We start from the raw sequence: 3,191 nt of genomic DNA, 5'->3' as shown, positions 1-3,191 counted from the left end.
ACTACCGGGTGCTGCGCGGCGGGTCGTGGGCCGTCGCGGGCGAGATCCTGCGGCCCAGCTTCCGCAACTGGGACCACCCGTACCGGCGGCAGATCTTTGCCGGCGTCCGGCTGGCCTGGTCCGTCGAGGACACGGCCTGATGTGTCGACACCTGGGCTGGCTCGGTGAGCCACGCTCGCTGGCGGAGCTGATCCTCGACCCGCCGCGCGGGCTTTTGGTGCAGTCCTACGCGCCGCGCCGCCAGCAGCACGGCATGATGAACGCCGACGGCTGGGGCGCGGGGTTTTTCGACGGCACGACGCCGCGGCGATGGCGTAGCGCGGCCCCACTGTGGGGCGATGCGTCGTTCGCGTCGGTGGCGCCCGCGCTGCGCACCCACTGCGCGGTGGCCGCGGTCCGTTCGGCCAGCGCCGGCATGCCGATCGAAGCCAGCGCGGCAGCGCCGTTCAGCGACGGCCACTGGCTGCTGTCGCACAACGGCGTCGTCGACCGTGCCGTACTGCCCACCTGTGCGGCAGCCGAATCGGTGTGTGACAGCGCGATACTTGCCGCGTCGATCTTTGCCCGTGGACTCGACACGCTGGGCGACACCGTCGTCGAGCTCGGGGCAGCCGATCCAGCTGCGCGGTTGAATATCCTGGCCGCCAACGGCTCCCGCCTGCTGGCGACGACATGGGGGGACACCCTGTCGATGCTGCACGAAGCCGATGGTGTGGTGCTGGCCAGTGAGCCCTATGACGATGATCCACGTTGGGCGGACGTGCCGGACCGGCATCTGGTCGAGGCCACCGCAGACGGGGTGGTGCTGACTGCGCTGGAGGAGTTGCGATGACGCTGTCGCTATCGAACCATCTCGCCGCCGATGCCGCGCATCGTGCACTCCGTCGCGACGTCCTTGAAGGCTTGCGTCGCTCACCGAAGTCGTTGCCGCCCAAGTGGTTCTACGACAGTGTCGGTAGTGAGCTGTTCGAGCGGATCACCCGGTTGCCGGAGTACTACCCGACCCGCGCAGAGGCGCAGATCCTGCGCGTCCGGTCAGCGGAGATCGCGTCCCTGACCGGAGCCGACACCCTGGTCGAACTGGGCAGCGGCATTTCGGAGAAGACCCGGATGCTGCTGGACGCGTTGCGGGCGGCCGGATCGTTGCGCCGCTTCATCCCGTTCGACGTCGACGCCGGTGTGCTGGAATCGGCCGGTGCCGCGATCCAGCGGGAGTATCCGGGAGTGCGGATCGAGGCGGTCTGCGGCGATTTCGAAAGCCACCTGGGCGAGATTCCCGACGCCGGCCGGCGGCTGTTCGCGTTCTTGGGCTCGACGATCGGCAACCTCACGGCCGGGCCGCGGGCCGGTTTCCTGGCCGCGCTGGCCGCAGTGCTGCACCCGGGGGACAGCCTGTTGCTCGGCACCGACCTGGTCAAAGACGCCGACCGGCTGGTCTGCGCCTATGACGATGCCGCCGGTGTCACGGCGGCGTTCAACCGCAATGTGCTCGCCGTGGTCAACCGGGAGCTGGACGCCGATTTCGACCTGCCGGCATTCGCCCATCTGGCGCGGTGGAACGCCGACGAGGAACGCATGGAGATGTGGCTGCGCGCCGCCCGGCCGCAGCGGGTGTGGATCGGTGCCCTCGACCTCGGCGTCGAGTTCGCCGCCGGTGAGGAGATGCTCACCGAGGTGTCCTGCAAATTCCGGCCGGAGAAGGTGGCGGCGGAGTTGGCCGCGGCCGGACTGCGGCGCACCCGATGGTGGACCGATCCGGCCGGCGACTTCGGCGTTTCGCTGGCAGTAAAATGAGCGACCTGGCCGATCGATGCCGAGCGGTTGAGCTAGTTGCCGTTTGACGGCATCTCAGCTGCGGATGGCGCGTCGGACGCCGGCGCACCTTCGGGCGGCGGCGCGTCGGGCGGAGGCGACGGCTCGGCCAGGATGAACGGCAACGTCGCCGAACGCAGGTTCCCCAGTTGCACGACGAGGTTGTAAATCCCCGGACCGATCGGTTGCCGCGGCAGCGGGCACTGCGGAGCCGATCCCATGCCGGTCCACGTCACCGAGGTCGTCACCTGCTCGCCCGGGTCGAACGTCTTGACCAACGTCTCGTTTGACGGCGCGCAGTCCAGGTTGGACCACAGCCTCTGGTTGTCCAGTGAGTAGACGTAGGCGGCCAGCACCGCCGCCCCGACGTCGCGTTTGCAGGCCACCAGGCCGATGTTGGTGACGACCATGGTGAACTTCGGCTGCTCGCCCACTGTGTACCGGGGCTGGCTGGTGTAGCCCTTGACGGCCAGCGTCGAATCGGGGCAGTCGTCGCCCGCCTTGAGCACCGGCGGTGGCGCCACCGCAGCGGTCGGCGTGGCAGTCGGCGCCTGTCCCTGTGCCTCCGGCGGGACGACAGGTGTCTTCGCCTCCTGCTGGGGTGGTGGCGCAGCGGGTTTGGAACCCTGTGCGGCGACCGAATTCCCTCCGTTGTCAGCCTTGCCGGTGGCGGTGGTGGCGGCGCCGCCGTGCAGCACGGTGACGATGAGCGCCACCACCGCGCCGATCGCGAGCACCGCAATACCCAGTGCCAGCCCCCGGCGGCGCCAGTAGATCTGCGGAGGCAGCGGACCCTGCGGTTCGAAATCCAGCACGTCCTCACGGTAAGCCCAGGTCACCGTGGCTCGTGCGACCGTTGTCGGCGTGTCGTAGCCGCGTTGTGACCTTCAGCGACTAGTCCTGCGCTGATTCGCCGACGTCGCCGAGATGGCCGCGCAGCATCACCCGCCCGTCCGCCAGGTGGTAGGTGACGCCGGCGATGGCCAGCGAGCCCGTCGCGACCCGTTCGGAGATCGCCGTCGAACGAGCCATGAGCTGCATGGACGTCTCGATGACGTGCCGGGCTTCGAACTCGTCGACGGTGTTCAGCCCGTCGCGCCGGCCCAGCAGAATCGACGGGGCCACCCGCTCCACCACGTCACGTAGATAGCCGCCGGGCACCGCGCCGTCGTCGAGCGCCGACAGCGCCGCCTTGACCGCGCCGCAGCTGTCGTGGCCGAGGACGACGATCAGCGGGACGCCGAGCATCACCACCGCGAACTCGATCGAGCCCAGCACAGCGGAGTCGATGACGTGCCCGGCGGTGCGCACCACGAACATGTCGCCCAGACCCTGGTCGAAGATGATCTCGGCGGCCACCCGGCTGTCGCCGCAACCGA

General features: G+C 69.3%; 5 protein-coding genes. 3 read left to right on the top strand and 2 right to left on the bottom strand.

Annotated features, from left to right (window positions below):
* From AC2VON_RS05170 to egtD, 3 genes are all read left to right on the top strand, one after another.
* On the top strand, window positions 1-140 hold a 140-nt coding region (locus AC2VON_RS05170; protein WP_486951971.1), incomplete at its 5' end, for an SUMF1/EgtB/PvdO family nonheme iron enzyme.
* The gene (gene egtC / locus AC2VON_RS05165) at window positions 140-832 is read left to right on the top strand and encodes an ergothioneine biosynthesis protein EgtC (RefSeq protein ID WP_486951969.1); all 693 of its coding nucleotides are present in this window, start codon (window positions 140-142) and stop codon (window positions 830-832) included. The genes AC2VON_RS05170 and egtC, both read left to right, overlap by 1 nt.
* A complete protein-coding gene (gene egtD, locus AC2VON_RS05160; RefSeq protein ID WP_486951968.1) occupies window positions 829-1,794 on the top strand; it encodes an L-histidine N(alpha)-methyltransferase in 966 nt (321 codons plus the stop codon). Before egtC ends, egtD begins: the two co-directional genes overlap by 4 nt.
* Before the next feature lie 32 nt (window positions 1,795-1,826).
* On the opposite strand, the gene AC2VON_RS05155 is transcribed toward egtD, so the two are convergent.
* Together AC2VON_RS05155 and AC2VON_RS05150 are read right to left on the bottom strand one after the other, a co-directional pair.
* Window positions 1,827-2,627, bottom strand: a complete 801-nt coding sequence (locus AC2VON_RS05155) for a hypothetical protein (RefSeq protein WP_486951970.1) — start codon at window positions 2,625-2,627, stop codon at window positions 1,827-1,829.
* A 79-nt stretch (window positions 2,628-2,706) separates the two neighbouring features.
* Window positions 2,707-3,191, bottom strand: a 485-nt coding sequence (locus AC2VON_RS05150; protein ID WP_486951967.1) for a carbonic anhydrase, incomplete at its 5' end; no start/stop codon positions are given.

Source organism: Mycobacterium sp. TH-M82, assembly GCF_057473605.1.
The sequence above is the reverse complement of the archived record's forward strand: the minus strand, read 5'-3'. Positions and strand labels throughout refer to the sequence as shown.

Coding starts and splice junctions, on each gene's coding strand:
- egtC (WP_486951969.1), top strand. CDS start 140: ATGTGTCGACACCTGGGCTGGCTCGGTGAGCCACGCTCGCTGGCGGAG.
- egtD (WP_486951968.1), top strand. CDS start 829: ATGACGCTGTCGCTATCGAACCATCTCGCCGCCGATGCCGCGCATCGT.